Source organism: Caulobacter sp. AP07 (assembly GCF_000281955.1).
Classification (GTDB): domain Bacteria; phylum Pseudomonadota; class Alphaproteobacteria; order Caulobacterales; family Caulobacteraceae; genus Caulobacter.
This window is the reverse complement of the sequence record NZ_AKKF01000299.1, coordinates 1-16,960: the sequence shown is the minus strand read 5'-3', so window position 1 is coordinate 16,960 and position 16,960 is coordinate 1. Positions and strand designations below refer to the sequence as shown.

Here is a 16,960-nt window from a genome sequence, read left to right as displayed (position 1 = left end):
GCGGGGGACCCAAGCCGCCCTAGACATAGCGTCAGACTCCGCTTGGGTCCCCCGAACAAGTCGGGGGATGACGACTGTGGTGGGCGGTTCAGCCTATCATCACGCTCCAGCCTTCCCCGCTGGCCTTCCCGCTCACGTTGGCAGGGCGTCCAGCGGACGACAGGCGCCCCCCTCTAAGCCGCTGACTCCGTGAACGCCGAATAGACCAGCGTCCGCAGCTCGCGGCGGATCGGATAGGCCGAGGACGGCGTCAGCTGGGTCATGAACACCACCGCCAGGTCCTCGACCGGGTCGATCCAGAAGGCCGTCGAGGCCATGCCGCCCCAGAAGTATTCGCCGTGCGAGCCGATGTTCTTGGTCCGCGCCTGGTCCACGGTCATGGCGAAGCCGAGGCCGAAGCCCAGGCCCTCGAACACCGCCTCGCTGAACAGCGACTTGGACAGCTCGGTCAGCTCCTTGCCGCCCGGCAGGTGGTTCATGGTCATCAGCTTCAGGGTCTTGGGGCTGACGATCCGCGCCCCGTCCAGCTCGCCGCCGTTCAGCAGCATGCGGCAGAACCGCATGTAGTCGTCGGCCGTCGAGACCAGGCCGCCGCCGCCCGACTTCACCGACGGGTCGGACAGGTAGCGGCTCTTTTCCGGGTCGTCCTGCAGCACAACCTGACCCTTGGGGTTGAGGGTGTAGCAGGCGGTGAAGCGGCCGCGCTGGCTCTCCGGCACGAAGAAGCCGGTGTCGACCATCTTCAGCGGATCGAAGATCCGGGTCTTGAGGAACTGGTCGAACGGCTGGCCCGAGATCGCCTGGACCAGGTAGCCCAGCACGTCGGTGGCCACCGAATAGTTCCAGGCCTCGCCGGGCGAGAACTCCAGCGGCACGGTCCCCAGCGCCTCGACGAAGGCCTCCAGCCCGCCCTCGCTGTCCACCCCGTCCAGCTTCAGCTTGCGATAGGCGGCGTCGACATTGCTGCGCTGCTGGAAGCCGTAGGTCAGGCCAGAGGTGTGGCGCAGCAGGTCGATGATCCGCATCGGCTCGGCCACGGGCTTGGTCAGGAAGCCGTTCAGCACCCCGGCCTGGAAGACGCCCAGCTTCTTCCACGACGGGATGTAGCGGTGCACCGGGTCGTCCAGCGAGACCAGCCCCTCCTCGACCAGCATCATGAAGGCGATCGAGGTGATCGGCTTGGTCATCGAATAGATGCGGAACAGGCTGTCGGCCTTCAGCGGCAGGCCGCGCTCGACGTCGGCCGAGCCCAGGACCGTGGTGTGGGCCAACTGGCCGCGCCGCCACACCTGGACCAGGGCGCAGGGCAGCTTTCCGGGCGCGATGTACTTGTCCTGGATGAAGGCGTTGATGCGTTTCAGTCGGTCCGACGACAGACCCACGGCTTCCGGCGTACTCAAGATGGCGTTCCTCCTGCGTCCGTCCTGGAGCGGACGGCGATCATGATCTTGGCGGCGACCGAAGGCGGCGCGACATCGCCCCCGCCGATCAAGCGCATATCAATTGAAAACTAGGGAGCGAGGATCGGCAAGCGTTTGCGCCACCGGGGATGGCGCGGCGAGCGTCCCTGGTCTTCGAACCGCCACGTCTCCGCCCTAGTCCTGCAACATGCCGGCAAGATTCCGCGCTCACGAAAGCGGCGCCGGAACACGGCCGCGCGCCTTGTCGCGACGACGAGGCTTCCTAAATTGGACTAACCGGTCCAAGGACCCGCGCGGCGACCGGCGATGAGGGGCGAACACATGGACGACGGCCGGATCGCGAGCCCCGCCACCGAGCGGTACGCGAAGAAGAAGGAGGCGATCCTCGCCGCCGCGACCGCGATCCTCAATCGCCAGGGCGTCAAGGGCATGACCCTGGCCGACGTCGCCGCCAAGGTCGGGCTGATCACCACCAGCGTCACCTACTATTACCGCAAGAAGGACGACCTGGCCGCCGCCTGCTTCATGCGCGGCCTGGAGCGCTTCGACGCCCTGGTCACCGAGGCCTCCCGCGCGCCGGACGCCCCCGCCCGGCTGCTGCGCTTCCTGGACCTCTATCTGGACCTGAACCGCCGGGTGCGGCTGGGCGAGGCCGCGCCCCTGACCAGCTTCACCGAGATGCGGGCCCTGAAGGAGCCCCTGCGCGGCTCGGTGCAGGGCGCGTTCAACGACCTGTTCCGCCGGGTGCGCGGCCTGTTCGAGGACGCGGGTTTCGAGCACCTGGACAAGCGCGAGCGCAACGCCCGCACCCACCTGCTGCTGGAACAGGTCTTCTGGTCCGGCTCCTGGCTGCGTCGCTACGACACCGACGACTACGGCCGGGTCCGCGACAAGATGTACGACATCCTGATCAACGGCCTGGCGCCGAGAGGGCGGAACGACGCCGCGCCGGACTGGGCCCCGGTCGCCCTGCCCGACCCGACGCCGGCCGCGCCCGAGAACCAGGAATGGCGCGAGACCTTCCTGGTCGCCGCCACCCGGCTGATCAATCAGCGCGGCTATCGCGGGGCCTCGGTCGAGGAGATCTCGGCCCAGCTGAACGTCACCAAGGGCTCGTTCTACCACCACCACGAGGACAAGGACGCCCTGGTGGTCGAGTGCTTCGAGCGGACCTTCGCCGTCACCCGCAAGGCCCAGGCCGACGCCCGCGCCCTGGCCGGGAATGGCTGGAACCAGCTGGCGGCGGCGACCGCGGCCCTGGTCGAGTACCAGCTGTCGGACCACGGCCCGCTGCTGCGCGCCTCGTCGATGGGGGCCCTGCCGATCGAGATTCGCCACGAGATGTCGCAGGGCTACAACCGCGGCTCGGAGCGCTTCGCGGCGATCATCTCGGACGGCGTGGCCGAGGGCTCGGTGCGCGCCGTCGACCCGATGATCGCCGCCCACATGATCAATTCGATGCTCAACGCCGCCGCCTCGCTGGGCGCGTGGATCCCCGGCGTCGAACGCGACGAGGCCGCCAGCCTGTTCGCCCGGCCGCTGCTGATGGGGCTGTTCACGAAGTAGAGCTTCAGACTTGCCCCCACCTGGCGGCTGCGCCGCCTGTCCGCCCCATAGGGGGCGGAGCCTGGGGCGCGAGGCTCTTCCCCCTATGGGGGAAGACGGCCGAAGGCCCGTAGGGGGCAAGTGCGCCGCCCAACGAAAAAGGGCGGCCGAAGCCGCCCTTCCCCATCCAAGCCCGAAGGCTAGAACTTCTTCCGCACCCCCACCTTGTAGGTCCGGCCCAGAGGGTCGCCGGTGAACGGGTCGTAGCCCAGGTCGAGGCGGGCGTAGGACGGCTCCTGGTCGAAGACGTTGGTGATCGCCGCCGTCAGGGTGGTGTCCCACGGCAGGAAGACCCGATAGGCCAGGTCGGTGAGGACCTGGGTGTCGATCTTCTTGCCCGCCGACACCGTCACCGGCGCGCCGGTGGAGTCCTTGTAGGCGCCGGTCAGGAACGGCGCGACGCGCTGGTCCGTATAGCTGTCGATGTAGTGGACCGTGGCGCGCAGGTTGTGCGGGCCCATCGTCCATTCGGCGAAGACGTCGCCCTTCCACTGCGGGATCGGCACGGCGATGGTCTGGTAGTTCAGCTGGCCCACCGCGTCGAAGGCCGGCGACACCACGACGCCTTCGACGGTCTGGGCGGCGACCTTGTATTCGGAGATGTAGGTGGCGTTGCCGCCGATCGAGAGGTCGCCGCCGAGCACGCCCTCGAACCGGTAGTCGGCCGCGAGGTCGAAGCCCGAGTTCCTGATGTCCGGTCCGTTGACATAGAAGGTCTTCAGCCGGGCGATCGACGAGATGGTGTTGCAGCTGGTGCTGTAGGTGAAGCGCGCCTGCAGGGCCGCATAGGCGGCGACGCCGCAGTTGTTGGCCCCCGCCGCGCCGTTCGGATAGAGGGCCGCGACCATGCCGGCCACCGGTTCGGCGACGATTGGCTTTTCGAAGTCGAAGCGGAAGTAGTCGATGCTGGCCTTGAAGTTGCCCGCCTTGAACAGGGCGCCGGCGTTGTAGGTCTTGGCCTTTTCCGGCTGCAGGGCGGGGTTGCCGTAGATGTCGACGGCGCGGAACACGCCCAGGATGCTCTGCAGCGAGGTGATCGACGAGGTGACCAGCTGCGGATCCGGCGGCCCGCGGAAGGTGGAGCCCGCCGAGGCGCGGAACGCCAGCCACGGGGTCGCCTGCCAGCGGATCGCGGCCTTGGGGTTGAAGGTCGAGCCGGTCTGGCCGCCGTAGTCCTCGTAGCGCGCCGCCAGCTGCATCTGGAGGGCCTCGGTGATCGGCAGGCTCAGCTCGCCGAACCCGGCCATGACCTCGTTCTGCTTGTCGGCCTCGGTGCCGACGCCCAGGAACATGAACGGGCCGTTGCGGACCGAGCCGGTGCAGGTGGTGACGCCGAAGTCCGGCGTGTTGACGCACGGATTGATCGCCGCGTTGCTGATGTCGTTGTAGTCGGCCTTGAAATAGGTGCGGCGGTACTGGGCGCCGGCCGCCCAGGCGATGTCGCCGCCCGGCAGGGTGATGTTGGTCTTGCCGTTCAGCACCGCCTCGCCGACGAACAGCCGCGACGCCTGCTTGGTCGACAGCTTCTGGAAGAACCAGCGGGTGACTTCCTCGCTGTTGGCCAGGGCCGGGTTGAAGGTCGGGTTGGTCTGGCCGGTGATCGCGTTGCCGGGGATGGCGTTGGCGAACGGGTTGTAGAACAGGCAGCCGTTGACCCCGGGGACGCCCTGGATGCCGGGGGTGGCCGCGTCGGTGTCGCAGCGCGGGCCGCCCAGGCCGCGCAGGGCCAGCTCGAAGCGGTTGACCAGGGTGTCGTAGCCCGTGCGGATCCCGACCTCCTGCGAATAGGTCAGGGCGATGTCCCAGCCGATGCCGTTGTCGAACTCGCCCGAGAGGTCGCTCGACACCCGGAAGGCGTCATAGGCCCGCGCGCCGATCGAGGCCCCGTAGCCGAAGGCGGGGTTGCCGCCCAGGCCGTAGGGCCGGTTGGCGGCGACGATCGCCCCGCCCAGCAGGATGCTCGACGGCACCGTGGTCTGGGCCCCGGTCACCAGGCTGGTGGTGGTGATGGTCGGGTTGGCGGCCATGAAGGCGATCAGGCCGGGGTTGTTGGCCGGCACGTAGTAGCGCCCGGCCAAGGTCGGCGCCGCCGAGGCCTCGGCGGTCGGCACCGCCAGCGCCGCGTAGGACGGCGAGGTGTTCCAGTCGGGCACGTCGGTGTGGGAATACAGCACCTCGGCGTGGAACTTGGTCTTGGCCGACAGGTCGGCGTTGACCTCGGCATAGGCCTGGATGGCGTCCTGCTTCTCGACCAGGTTGTCGAACGGCGTGTAGTGCCACAGGCAGATGGGCGTTATGCCGCTGAAGCCGGGGGTGCCGCCCAGGGGCGCGCAGGCGGGATCGCGGAAGCCCGTGGTCGAGGCGGCGGCCGGGACGAAGGTCGAGGGGTTGCCCGCCGCCGACCAGCCGGCCTCGGGATTGGACAGGTAAGACTTGTTGGCCCAGTCGCGGTCGCCGACGCTGAGCTTGGAGCGGTGTTGCCAGCCGACGCTGGCCAGCAGGTTGGCGTTGTCCCAGACCTTACCGAAGGTGACGTTCAGGCCGTAGTCGCCCTTCGAGCCGTCGATGTAGCGATAGTCGGCGCCGGCCTCGAGGCCGTTGAAGTTCTTCTTGGTGATGAAGTTGACGACGCCGGCGATGGCGTCCGAGCCATAGGTCGCGGCCGCCCCGTCCTTCAGCACCTCGATCCGGCCGATGGCGGCGGCGGGGATGATGTTGGTGTCGACGATGCCGGCCCCGGCCGCCGCCAGCGGGTTGATGGCCATGCGCCGGCCGTTCAGCAGCACCAGGGTGCGTTGCGAGCCGAGGCCGCGCAGGTTGACCGAGCCCGAGCCTTCCGAGCCCTGGGCGCGGCTGTCGAACTGGTTGGTGTCGCCCAGCACGCCGTTCGAGACCGGCAGGGCCTTGAGCAGTTCCACCGTCGAGGGCGAGCCCTGCTTCTGCAGGTCCTCGGCCCCGATCACGTCGACCGGCAGCGACGCATCCTCGGGCGTGCCGCGGATGAACGAGCCGGTGACGATGATCTCCTCGACCTCGACCGGCCCTTCCCGTGAGGGTTTGGTCTGGGCCAGGGCCCCCGTCGCCATGGTCATGACAAGCGTCAGAGCCGAGGCCCCACGCAGGAACATCGTTCTTCTCATTGGTCTTCCCTCCCGAGCTGCTTTTTTGAATGCAGGCATTTTGGGCTTCGGGGGATCTCAGTCGGCGGCGTGCTCCACGCCGCGCCTGTCGGGCGAGAACATGACGGCCTCCACCGCCACGTCACCCGGAAGACGCGTTTCGAAAATTGAAGATGCGTGTTCGTAGACCGACAACCTTAGGTTCCCCCTAGGCCGGATAACTAAAACGCTTTCACTTACTGCCCGCTACTCCGCACGGACGGGTAACGACTCCTGGAGTCGAACACCTGTTTCGATGATGCGGTATGTTTTGACGGTACGTCAACCTCGCGCCGGTCATTGGCCCGCCACGTCGGCCCTGCTGGCGCCCTGCTGACAGAAACCGGCGCGCCGCGATGCTAGGCGACGACCAGGCGGGCCGGGGGCCGGCGGGGCGACACGAATTCTTCACGGCGGCGATGTCGCAAAGCCGCCTCCTCGTTCGTCGTCCCTGGGAAGCCGAACCGGACAACCCCGGAAAACCCCGGCGTGGGCCAAGATCGAGGAGCATTCATGAGGGCTGGCGAACCGACCCGCGCGGACGAGACCGGTAACGGCGGAATCATTGCGCAATTGTCATGTTCAACCAGCGGTGCGCGGCCTTTTCACCGGGCTTCGCAGCCCCTAAGTGAGCGAACAGCGATCCGCCAACTCCCCTGGCGCGGTCGCCCGTCCAGGTGCCTCTTGATGAGACCAGTCGTGACCGGAGCGCCCGCGCGCCCTCGGCCCGCTCATCCCGCCGCCCTCGCGGCGCGGGACCTGGGCTCGCTCGCCCGAACGCGGCCGCCAAGATCGCTAAATCGATTGACTATTAAGCACCTTAGCAATATTCGTCCCGCCATGGCGACCGACGATCCAGCTTCGGCATGTTTTGCCGCGCGCAAGGCGCGCATCGCGGGCGACCCGATCGGTCAGCGCCTGCAGAGCATCTCGATCCTGACGCGCGAGATCGGCAGGAAGATCGGCGAGACCCTGGGGGTGAACGTCACCGACATGGCCGCGCTGGAGCAATTGCTGACCAGCGGCCCCCTGACGCCGAGCGAACTGGCGGTCCGCCTCAAGGTGACGACCGCCGCCAGCACCCAGATCGTCGACCGCCTGGAGCGGGCCGGACACGTCTCCCGCCAAAGGCAGGCCAGCGACCGGCGCAAGGTGCTGGTCGTGCCGACGGCCAACTCGGTGGACAAGGCCTTCGACGAGCTGGCGCCGATGCTGGACGGCCTGAGCGGCGTCATCGCCGGTCTTGGCCAGGGCGACCGCCAGGTGATCGAACAGTTCCTGGACCAGGTGATCGACGTCTATCGCAACGTGGCAGGCTTCCCTCCGTCGGCTTCCGAGCCCCTTTGAAATAACGGTGACCGCCCCCGCGGCCGCAACTTCAGGTGTTTCTTGATGAGTTCAATCATGACCGGTGAGCGCACGCGCCCTCGGCCCCTCCGATCGGGAGCCGCGCTGGCGGCGCTGGGCCTGGGCGGCCTGGCCCTGACGGCTTGCGTCTCGACGCCGCGCCCCACGCCCGACACCCGCCTGCCGGCCGCCTATGAGGCCCCGGCCGGAACCGCCCTGCCCCAGGCCAGCCTGGATCGCTGGTGGACCAGCTTCAACGATCCGCAGCTGACCGCCCTGGTCGAGGCGGCCCTGGAAAAGGCCCCGGACGCCCGCAGCGCCCAGGCCGTGCTGGACGAGGCCCGCGCCGTGCGCAAGGGCCAGGTCCGCCAGCTCTACATCCCCTCGACGCCGCTGACCGGCAAGGCCGATCGCACCCATACCGAGATCCTCAGCCAGACCGTTCCGGCGGGCAGCTTTCCCTTCACCAAGGGCGGCGACAGCGACAGCTACGCCGCCAATTTCGATGTCAGCTGGGAGCTGGACCTGATCGGCCGCCGCCGCGCCGCCCGCCAGGTGGTCGACAACGACCTGGCCGCCGCCCGCTTCGGCTTCGAAGGCGCGCGCGCCGCCCTGGCCGCCAATGTCGCCCAGTCCTATTTCGAGGCCCGCGGCCTGGCCGTGCAGTTGGACGACGCCCGCGAGACGGTGCGCATCAACAGCGGCCTGCGCGACAGCGCCGTGAAGAAGGGCGAGGCCGGCCTGGCCGCCACCTCCGAGGGCGACCGCGCCGAGGCCGACATGGCCCAGGCCCAGGCCCAGGTGGCCGACCTGGAAGCCCAGCTGACCGTCGCCCGGCGCAGCCTGCTGATCCTGGTCGGGCGAGGGATCGACCCGCTGGCCAGCCTGCCGGTCGACGCGGTGCTGGACGCCCCGCCGCCGGTTCCGGCCACCCTGCCCGGCGAACTGCTGGCCCGCCGCCCCGACGTGCGCGAGGCCCAGGCCAAGCTGGCCTCGGCGGCCGGCAACCTGAAGATCAACGAACTGGCGCTGTTCCCGACCTTCAACCTGACGCCGGGCGTGGGCCTGGCCAAGAGCGTGACACCCAGCTTCGGCTCGACCTCGGGCGGCACCACCTCGACCAGCAGCTCGACCTGGACGCTGGGCGCCAACCTGTCGATCCCGGTGCTGAACATCCCCTCGCTGCTGGCCGACATCGACGCTCAGAACGCCCGCACCCGCCAGGCGGCCATCGCCTACGAGAAGGCCGTGCAGACCGCCTATGGCGAGGCCGAGAACGCCATGGTCCAGCTGAGCGCCGACCAGCGCCGCGTGACCTTGTTGACCGCCGGCGAAGCCCGGGCCGAGCGGGCCTACGCCGCCGGCCGCAAGGGCTACGCCCTGGGCCTCACCGACCTGACCACCACCCTGCAGGCCGAACAGTCCTGGCGCGCGGCCCGCACCGCCCTGACCGGCGCCAAGACCCAGGCCCTGCTGCGCGCCGTCCAGACCTACAAGGCGCTCGGCGGCGGCTGGTCGCCCGATACGGTCCCCACCCAGGTTTCCTCGAAATGAGATCCTCCCCCATGACGACCCGCCCCACGCTCACCGCCGCTCTGCTGATCGCGCCCCTGCTGGTCACCGCGGTCGGCCTGACCGCCTGCGGTGAAAAAAAGGCCATGGCCACGGCCAAACCAGCCGCGGTCGCCCGCTCCGTCAGCGTCGGCAGCGTCGAGACCCGGCCGCTGGGCGGCGGGGTCGAGGCGTCCGGCCTGCTGGTCCCGCGCGAGGAGGCCGCCGTCGGCTCCGAGCTTTCCGGCTACCGCGTCGCCCGGCTCTATGCCGACGAGGGCGACTATGTCCGGGCCGGCCAGCCCCTGGTCCAGCTGGACGACACCCTGCTGCGCGCCCAGGTCGACCAGCAGGCGGCCGTGACCGCCCAGGCCCAGGCCGAAGCCCGGCGCGTCGCCGGTCTCGACGGCCAGGGCGTGCTGTCCCAGGAGCAGATCGAGACCCGCCGCTACACCGCCAAGGCCCAGGAAGCGGCCCTGAAGGAGCTGCGCACCCGCGCCTCGCGCATGACCATCACCGCCCCGGTCGGCGGCCTGGTCCTGCAGCGCGGCGTGCAGCCGGGCCAGATCGCCGGCGGCGGAACCACCCCGTGGTTCAGCATCGCCCGCGACGGCCTGGTCGAGCTGGAGGCCGAGGTCAACGAGGCCGACCTGGCCGGCATCCGCGCCGGACAGCCGGCCCAGGTCACCCTGCCCGGCGGCCAGTCGGTGTCGGGCGTCGTCCGCCTGGTCAGCCCCCGGGTCGACAGCGCCAACCGCCTGGGCAAGGTGCGAGTGCGCCTGCCGGTCCGTCAGGACCTGCGGCCCGGCGGCTTCGGCCGCGCCACCTTCGGCGCTTCGGGCGCCAGCGTCGTCGCCGTGCCGGAATCGGCCATCCGCTACGAGGCCGACGGCCTGTCGCTGATGACCGTCGACAGCCACAACCGCGCCCACCAGGTGGCCATCAAGGTCGGCCAGAAGGGCGGCGGCTGGGCGCAACTGGTCCAGGGCCCGCCGGCCGGAACCCGCGTGGTTCTGGGCGGCGCCTCGTTCGTGGCCGACGGCGACATCGTGCGCCCTGCCTCCTCTCAGGGGGCCAACACCCAACAGGCGGCCCGCTGATGGCGACCGAACTCAAGATCTCCGCCTGGGCGATCAAGAACCCGATTCCCGTCGCGGTCCTGTTCATCGCCCTGATCATCGCCGGCGTCGGCTGCTACATGGCCCTGCCGATCAAGCAGTTCCCCAATGTCGAGTTCCCCGCCGTGACCGTGACGGTCACCCAGAGCGGCGCGGCGCCCGGCGAGATGGAGACCCAGGTCACCCGTCCGATCGAGGACGCCGTGGCCAGCATCTCCAACGTCAAGACCATCCGCTCGTCAGTGGTCCAGGGGGCCTCGACCACCACCATCGAGTTCGAGCTCGGCGAGGACCTGCAGAAGGTCACCGACGAGGTGCGCTCCAAGGTCGACCAGACCCGGTCGATCCTGCCGCGCGAGGTCGACGAGCCGATCGTCCAGCGCCTGGAGATCACCAGCGCCCCGATCATCACCTACGCCGTCTCGGCCCCGAACATGAGCCCGACCGAGCTGTCGTGGTTCATCGACGACACCGTCACCCGCGCCCTGCAGGGCGAAAAGGGCGTGGCCCAGGTGGCCCGGGTCGGCGGCGTCGAGCGCGAGATCAACGTCGTCATCGACCCCGACCGCATGGCCGCGTTCGGCGTCACCGCCCCGCAGCTGAACACGGCCCTGGCCAGCTTCAGCGTCGACGCCCCCGGCGGCCGGGCCAAGATCGGCGGCCGCGAGCAGACCCTGCGCGTGCTGGGCGCCGCCACCACGGTCGAGCAGTTGCGCAACATCACCATCCCCCTGAGCGGCGGCCGCTACGTGAAGCTGACCGACGTCGCCCAGGTCGGCCAGGGCGCCGAGGAACAGCGCGGCTTCGCCCGCCTGGACAGCCGCCCCGTCGTCGCCTTCCAGGTGATGAAGACCCGCGACTCCAGCGACGTCGCCGTCGAGGACCGCGTCAAGGCGGCCGTCGACAAGCTGGAGGCCAAGCAGCCCGGCGTGACGTTCGTGAAGATCTTCTCGACCGTCGACGAGACCCGCGCCAGCTTCACGGCCACCGAGCACACCCTGCTGGAAGGCATGCTGCTGGCGTCGCTAGTGGTGTTCCTGTTCCTGCGCGAATGGCGGGCCACCCTGATCACCGCCATCGCCATGCCGGTGTCGCTGATCCCCACCTTCGCCTTCATGGCGGTGATGGGCTTCTCGCTGAACGTCGTGACCCTGCTGGCCCTGACCCTGGTCATCGGCATCCTGGTCGACGACGCGGTGGTCGAGATCGAGAACATCGAGAAACGCGTCTCGCGGGGGCAAAGGCCCTTCCAGGCGGCGATGGAGGGGGCCGATTCCATCGGCCTGGCGGTCGTGGCCACCACCTTCACCATCGTGGCGGTGTTCGTGCCGGTATCCTACATGCCCGGCACGCCCGGCCAGTTCTTCAAGGAATTCGGCCTGACCGTCGCCGTGGCGGTGCTGTTCTCGCTGGTCGTCGCCCGCCTGCTGACCCCGCTGCTGGCCGCCTACTTCCTCAAGCCGTCCAGGAACCCGCATCCGCGCAAGCCGTTCGAGGGCTTCTATCGCGGCGCCCTGGACTGGGCCCTGGATCACCGCATCCTCAGCTGCATCATCGGCGGCCTGATCTTTGTCGGCTCGATCATGCTGGCCGGCCTGCTGCCGACCGCCTTCCAGCCGGCCGGCAACGCCAACTACTATTACCTGAAGGTCCAGGGCCCGCCCGGCGCGACCACGGCCGACATGGAACGCACGGTCCAGGCCGTGACCAAGATGTTCAAGGCCCGCCCGGAGACCGCCCACGTCTTTGCCCAGGTCGGTTCGAACATCGGCAGTGGCTGGGGCGGTCAGAGCGGGGCCGACATCCGCGACGCCACCATCACCATCGTCCTCAACGCCAAGCGCGACATGCGGGTGACGGAGATCAAGCAGGTGGTCCGCGCCGGCCTGCGCGACATCCCCGACGCCCGGGTCAACCTGCTGGGCGACTGGGGCACCTCGGACGTCCAGACCATCCTGACCGCCGAGGACGGCCCGCTGCTGGAGCGCACCGCCCTGCAGGTGGAGCGTGAGATGCGCGGCCTGACGACGGTCGCCGACCCCCGCCCCTCCTCGCCGCCCAGCGGTCCGGAGATCATCATCCGGCCCAAGGCCGACGAGGCCGCCCGCCTGGGCGTCAACGCCGCCGACATCGCCGCCATCGCCCGGGTGGCCACGGTCGGCGACATCGACTCCAACGTCGCCAAGATGACCCAGGGCGAGCGGCGGATCCCGATCCGCGTGCGCCTGCCGGCCGAGACCCGCGCCGACCTCGACGCCCTGGGCGCCCTGCGCATCCCCACGGCCGGCGGCGGCACCACGCGACTGGACACCGTCGCCGATCTGTCGTTCCAGGCCGGCCCGGCCAAGATCGACCGCTTCGCCCGCAAGCGTCAGCTGACCATCGAGGCCGACCTCAACAACGGCGCCCAGCTGGGCCAGGCGATGGCCGACGTCAACAAGCTGCCGACCATGGCCAAGCTGCCAGCCGGCGTCACCCCGGCCGCGGCCGGCGACCAGGAGGCCTTCGTCGAGCTGTTCACCGGCTTCGCGGTGGCTCTGCTGTCGGCGGTGGGCCTGGTGTTCGGCGTGCTGGTGCTGCTGTTCCGCAGCTTCTTCAAGCCGGTGACCATCCTGTCGGCCCTGCCCCTGGCGATCGGCGGCGCGTTCTTCGCCCTGCTGGTCACCGGCCAGTCGCTGTCGATGCCGTCGCTGATCGGCTTCCTGATGCTGATGGGCCTGGCGGCCAAGAACTCGATCCTGCTGGTCGAGTACGCCATCGAGCAGGAGCGGTCGGGCATGAGCCAGCGCGACGCCATCCTCGACGCCTGCCACGAACGGGCCCGACCGATCGTCATGACCACCCTGGCGATGATGGCCGGCATGATGCCCACCGCCATGGGCATCGGCACCGGTTCGGAGTTCCGCCAGCCGATGGCCGTGGCGGTGATCGGCGGCCTGATCACCTCGACCGTGCTGTCGCTGGTGCTGGTGCCGGTGGTCTACGAGATCGTCGACGACATCGAGCGCTGGCTGACCCCGCACCTGGCCCGCTGGACCACCCCGCGCGAGGCGCCCACGGGGGCCTTGTCGCCGGCGGATCAGCTGTAGGGATCCGCGAACGGGGACACACACTCGTGTGTGTCCCCAGGCCTTACCGCTGCTTGCCGCTGTCGAGCAGTGAGCCCACCGCCGGCGCGCCCGCCGCCTTGCCGCTGATCGGCTCGCACCACGAGAACCGGCCATACGCGGCGTCGGTGCGCCGGCCCGCCAGGCCGGCCTCGTAGAGCGCCTGTCCCAGATCCTCGCCGTCCAGCCTGACGACGGCCAGTTCGCGATGGAACTCGTCGAAGCCGTCCGGCGTCTCGATGGCCACGATGCGGGCGTCGCGCACCTTGGCCCTGACCCAGTCGGTCACCTGCTTGGCGGCCGCCGCCTCGGCCCAGCAGCGGGCGTCGGGCACGCCCTGGGGCGCATAGGCGTTGGCCAGGCGCACGTGGCGCCCGTCGATCACCAGGGCGTCGGCGCTGAGCACCCGCACGCGGTCGCCCAGGCCGGGCGGCGCGCTGATCGAGGCCGGCGGGTCCGGCGTCTTCTGGCAGGCCGCCAGCGGCGCGGTCAGCGACAGGACTCCCAGCAGGGAGAAGAGGCGATGGCTGTTCACGGGGTTTCTCGCGTTTCCCTGAAAATAGGACCGACTCGTCCCACCACCTAGTTCAGGTTGGGGTCACCGCTCCGAACAGCTTGTCGGCGAACAGATCCAGGGTCTTCTGCGACATCGTGGTGTTGTTGAGGATCACCACGCTGGCGCGGGTGTCGAAGCGGTGGCCCAGCACCGAGCGGAAGCCGGCGGTGTTGCCCGTCTCCCAGCCGGCCGGATAGGGCTTGCCGCCGACCACCAGGGTGCGGATCCGGCCGCCCAGGGCGTAGTGGTCGCTGGCCACCTCGACGGTCCGCAGGGCCCTTTGCGAAGCGGGCGACAGGAAGCCGGTGTCGAAGATCTGGTGGGCGGCCTTCAGCAGGTCCGACGCCGCGCCGAAATATCCGCCCGCGGCGGTCATGTAGGGCTGGCGGTCGTTGGGACGCCGGGCCGGCGGCTTGGCGTCGGTGTAGCCGATGGCGGTGTTGGGTCCGGCGGTGATCGCGTCGTCGGCCCGGATGCCGTCCAGGCCCAGCGGGCTCAGGGTGATCTCGCGCACGGCCGTCTGGAACGGCAGGCCGGTGACCTTCTCGACAATGGCCAGCACGATGATCCAGTTGGTCATGGCGTAGTCGAACTTGGTCCCCGGTTCGAACGCCAGGTCGCCCAGGCAGAAGCGCTTGAGGGCCTCCGCCGTGCTCAGCCGCGCCTTGAAGAGGGTAGGATCGGCCTTGATCGCGGTGGTGAACCCGTTGGGCACGCCGCTGCTGTTGGACAGCAGCCGCCGCAGGGTGACCTTGGCGCCGGTGTCGGCGCGATAGTCTGGCAGCCAGGTGGTGATCGGCGCGTCCAGCGACAGCTTGCCAGCCTCGATCAGCTTGAGCACGGTGACGGCGGTCAGCCATTTGGACATCGAGGCGATGGCGTAGACGGTGTCGACCGTGGCCGGACGCCCAGCCTCGATGTCGGCCATGCCGAAGGCCCGGGCATAGGTGGCCTTGCCGGCCTTGCCCAGCATGACCACGCCCTGGAAGGCCTGTTCCTTGACGAAGGCGTCGACGACCGGGTTGTCGGCCCCCAGGGACCCGGCGGCGGCCAGGCCCGGCGTCAGCATCAGGCCGGCCCCGGCCAGGATCAGGTCGCGTCGCTTGAGCATGGGAAGTTCCGACTGGGCCCGCCGGTCGAGGCCATGGCCACGCTAGATGGGCCGGGCGGGGTGGTCACCTTAAGGTGTGGTAATGGACGCCGCCGCCGGGTTCAGCCCGAGCGGCTCGCCGAGGCCAGGTTCGCGGCGATGATGATCGCCACCCAGGCCAGCCAGAACACCAGCTGCCAGTTGACCTTGAAGGGCTCTGGCTTGGCGGCGCCGGGGATGTCGGTCAGGCCCAGGCACGCCGACCGCAGCGCGGCCTCGCGGAGGTCGAAGTAGCGCTCGGCCTCGTCCGCCGGCAGATGACGGCGCGAGAAGGTCACCGACCGCGTCAGCCGCCAGCTGTGTTCGCCCGCCGCCTCGAAGCGCGAGGTCGCCTTGACGCCGTCCATCTCGAACACGTCGTCCCAGGGAGCGATGTTGAACGCCTTGCCCAGCTTGACGATGATCTCGCTGGTCGCCCTGCGGGGCAGGCCCAGATCGACGGGCGCCCGGCGATCCGCCGTGCGCGACGGCGTCAGGTGCGGCGCGAAGAGGTCATCCAGGGTGGTGAACGCCACCTTGTCGCCCTGCCTCGGCTCCCACGCCCGCTCCAGTTCGTAGCGCTCGCGGAGCGTCAGGGCGTTGCCCTCCATGTCGTCCAGCACTTCCAGCGGCTGGCGCACGATCACCCGGCCATAGGCGCGGGCATAGTGGTCTTCATAGGATCGCGACAGCTCGTCCGGCCCTTCATTGGCCAGGCGACGGCGCATGTCGTCCGCGCGCCAGCCGCGAAAGACCGTTTCGACATCCAGGGTCGAGGGGCCACCGGCCGACGGCCCCAGCGCGAAGGTCTCGCGGCTTCCGCTGACGGGGGTCGGCGCGTCCTCGCCCATGGCCTCCAGCGTAGCCTCGGCGACCAGCGGCAGCGCCCAGCCGTAGCGGACCTGGGTCAAGGCCGGCAACGCGCCGCCCTGGGGATAGCGCGTCGGGTCCAGCCAGTAGACCGCGCCCTCGCAGAGCACCCGGGTGATGCAATGGTCGAACGCAACCAGGGTGGGCGCGTCCTGATCCAGGCCGTGGCCGCTGTAGGTGTGGACCAGGGCCGGATCGGCCTCGACGCCCAGGCGGCGCAGCACCGCCGTCAACAGCCGCGAGGCGTCCTTGCAATCGCCGGACCGGGTCGCCCATATCCGATCCACCGGCCGGGGCACGAAACCGCCGTCGCCCAGGCTGACCGAGTGGTAGCGCAGACCAGTCTGGACCAGTCTCAGCCCCTCGATCACGCGCTCGGCCGGGGTCGGGGCCCGCGCCGCGATGGTCGCCAGTTCCGCCTCCAGATCGTCCGGCAACGCCGGTGGCGAGGCATAGGGCGCCCGAAAGACATCGGCGACGTCGGTCCAGGTCATCGGGTCGGCCACGCGCAGGCGTGGCGCCAGGCGCACCCAGCCGGGGACGTCGGGTTCGCCGCGCAAGGCCGGCGTGTCGCGCGCCACCCACAGATGCTCGACCCCGCCCCCGTCCAGCGGCCGGCCCTGATCGGCCGGCGGCTCGCCCCAGGGCTGGATCACCAGGTCCCGCCCAGCGTCGACCACGATCCGTTCGCGGGTTTCACCCACCCAGCAGCCCCACTGGAAGGCGGCCTCGAGGGCGAACCGTCCGCCGAAGATGGGCTGCGCCCCGGTGATCGAATAGGCGTAGTCGACCACATCCCCGAGCCGCACGTCGGGCGTGACGATGTGGGCCGTCAGGCGCCCGTCGTACATCGCCCGCTCCAGGTCGCGCTCGCGACGCAAGGTGTTGACCAGCAGGGCCGGATCGAGCGTCCGCGTCTGGTCGCCGCGCATGACCCGCAGATGGTGGATGTCCAGTCGCTGGTACGACGGATCGAAGTCGATGCTGATCGAGGCGACGCTCTGCAGTCCGTCGCCGGCCACCACCTCGGTGATCACCCGATGGAACCAGACCTGTCCGCCGCCGCGCAGGTCGTACTGGCTGTCCGACAGCCAATAA

The 16,960-nt window shown here is 69.7% G+C and carries 10 protein-coding genes; 5 read left to right on the top strand and 5 right to left on the bottom strand.

All coding sequences use genetic code 11. The features are described from left to right. Window positions 1-173 precede the first annotated feature (173 nt). Entirely contained in the window at window positions 174-1,400 is a 1,227-nt protein-coding gene (locus PMI01_RS24950) for a serine hydrolase domain-containing protein (protein ID WP_007676194.1), read from the bottom strand. Window positions 1,401-1,742: 342 nt separating this feature from the next. On the opposite strand from PMI01_RS24950, the gene PMI01_RS24945 reads away from it, so the two are divergent. Then, the gene (locus PMI01_RS24945; protein WP_007676192.1) at window positions 1,743-2,987 is read left to right on the top strand and encodes a TetR/AcrR family transcriptional regulator; all 1,245 of its coding nucleotides are present in this window, start codon (window positions 1,743-1,745) and stop codon (window positions 2,985-2,987) included. 179 nt (window positions 2,988-3,166) lie between these two features. On the opposite strand, the gene PMI01_RS24940 is transcribed toward PMI01_RS24945, so the two are convergent. Next, window positions 3,167-6,118 (bottom strand): TonB-dependent receptor, encoded by a 2,952-nt coding sequence (locus PMI01_RS24940; protein WP_369744229.1) that lies wholly within the window; start codon window positions 6,116-6,118, stop codon window positions 3,167-3,169. Window positions 6,119-7,024: 906 nt separating this feature from the next. Between PMI01_RS24940 and PMI01_RS24935 the strand changes: the two genes are divergently transcribed. From PMI01_RS24935 to PMI01_RS24920, 4 genes are read left to right on the top strand one after another with little or no spacing between them, the layout of a single operon-like run. Then, window positions 7,025-7,531, top strand: coding sequence for a MarR family winged helix-turn-helix transcriptional regulator (locus PMI01_RS24935; RefSeq protein WP_007676189.1), 507 nt, complete (start codon window positions 7,025-7,027; stop codon window positions 7,529-7,531). Between the two features lie 57 nt (window positions 7,532-7,588). Further along, window positions 7,589-9,085: an efflux transporter outer membrane subunit gene (locus PMI01_RS24930; RefSeq protein ID WP_007676187.1), complete on the top strand. Its 1,497-nt coding sequence runs from the start codon at window positions 7,589-7,591 to the stop codon at window positions 9,083-9,085. Beyond that, the gene (locus PMI01_RS24925; RefSeq protein ID WP_035038399.1) at window positions 9,043-10,182 is read left to right on the top strand and encodes an efflux RND transporter periplasmic adaptor subunit; all 1,140 of its coding nucleotides are present in this window, start codon (window positions 9,043-9,045) and stop codon (window positions 10,180-10,182) included. The genes PMI01_RS24930 and PMI01_RS24925 overlap by 43 nt, the downstream gene beginning before the upstream one ends. Beyond that, complete coding sequence (locus tag PMI01_RS24920; RefSeq protein WP_007676182.1) at window positions 10,182-13,289, top strand: efflux RND transporter permease subunit; 3,108 nt, start codon at window positions 10,182-10,184, stop codon at window positions 13,287-13,289. Before PMI01_RS24925 ends, PMI01_RS24920 begins: the two co-directional genes overlap by 1 nt. A 43-nt stretch (window positions 13,290-13,332) precedes the next feature. Here PMI01_RS24920 and PMI01_RS24915 read toward each other — a convergent pair whose 3' ends face one another. The 3 genes from PMI01_RS24915 to PMI01_RS24905 all read right to left on the bottom strand — a co-directional run. Continuing rightward, window positions 13,333-13,842 (bottom strand): thermonuclease family protein, encoded by a 510-nt coding sequence (locus PMI01_RS24915; protein ID WP_007676180.1) that lies wholly within the window; start codon window positions 13,840-13,842, stop codon window positions 13,333-13,335. 52 nt (window positions 13,843-13,894) lie between these two features. Beyond that, window positions 13,895-14,974, bottom strand: coding sequence for a serine hydrolase domain-containing protein (locus tag PMI01_RS24910; protein WP_007676179.1), 1,080 nt, complete (start codon window positions 14,972-14,974; stop codon window positions 13,895-13,897). Window positions 14,975-15,075: 101 nt separating this feature from the next. Then, on the bottom strand, window positions 15,076-16,960 hold a 1,885-nt coding region (locus PMI01_RS24905; protein ID WP_007676176.1), incomplete at its 5' end, for a DUF3857 domain-containing transglutaminase family protein.